Annotated in this window: 1 protein-coding gene; it reads left to right on the forward strand. The window is 68.5% G+C overall.

Translation table 11 applies throughout. The features are described from left to right. Positions 1-622, forward strand: a 622-nt coding sequence (locus EN914_RS37560; RefSeq protein ID WP_164779278.1) for an ABC transporter permease, incomplete at both ends; no start/stop codon positions are given.

Raw genomic sequence — 622 nt, forward strand, 5'->3', positions numbered from 1 at the left:
ATCGTCGGCATCGTCGTCGTCGGCATGACCTTCGTGCTCGTGGTCGGCGGCCTGGCCGACCTGTCGGTGCCGGCCACCATCGCCTGCGGCGCCATCCTGTCGCTCGGGCTGCAGCCGATGATCGGGCCGCTGCCGGCGTTCCTGCTGGCGGTGGGTCTCGCGGGCCTCATAGGCCTGCTCAACGGGGGCCTGGTCGGATATGTCGGCATCAATCCCATCATTGCCACGCTCGGCGTTGGCACGATCGGACTGGGCATTGTCCAGGCGGCTGTCGGCGGGGTCATCGTCTATGGCAGCAATCCCGCCTCAGCCGAATTCGCCAAGGGCCGGCTGTTCGGCATTCCGGTCGTGGTGTTGATCTTCCTGGTCATCGCCCTTGTCGGCCATTTCGTCCTGTCCCGCTCCTTCTGGGGCAGATGGACGCTCGCCACCGGCGGCAATTACAGCGCCGCCGAGGCTAGTGCGGTTCCGGTGCGGGCCGTGAAGGCTGGCGCCTTCGTGATCACCGCACTGGCTTCCGGCATCAGCGGCGGCCTGCTCGGGCTGACGCTGCAGAGCGCGCGGCCGCTCATCGGCGGCGGCTACGAATTCAGCGCCATCACGGCGGTGGTGGGCGGCGGCG

Origin of the sequence: Mesorhizobium sp. M7A.F.Ca.CA.001.08.2.1, assembly GCF_003998455.1 — a bacterium.
GTDB classification, from domain to species: Bacteria; Pseudomonadota; Alphaproteobacteria; order Rhizobiales; family Rhizobiaceae; genus Mesorhizobium; species Mesorhizobium ciceri.